At 44.9% G+C, this 225-nt stretch carries 1 rRNA gene; it reads left to right on the plus strand.

The window, feature by feature from the left end:
* A 23S ribosomal RNA gene (locus KGF45_RS20615) occupies positions 1–225 on the plus strand; the annotation flags it as partial.

A 225-nucleotide genomic window follows, 5' to 3' on the forward strand; every position in this document is an offset into this window, starting at 1 on the left:
GGAATAGCCCAAACCAATAAAGTTTTCTTTATTGGGGTTGCGGACATATCTTAAACGAAGAGGTATCGTAATTGAAGAGGTTTGGAAAGACCCACCACAGAAGGTAATAGTCCTGTATGTCAAACGAAAAAACTTCAGATATGATCCAGAGTACCACGGGACACGTGAAACCCTGTGGGAAGCAGGAGGGACCACCCTCCAAGGCTAAATACTACCTAGTGACCG

It is taken from the genome of Clostridioides sp. ZZV14-6154 (genome assembly GCF_020657785.1).
In the GTDB taxonomy this organism is placed as follows: domain Bacteria; phylum Bacillota; class Clostridia; order Peptostreptococcales; family Peptostreptococcaceae; genus Clostridioides.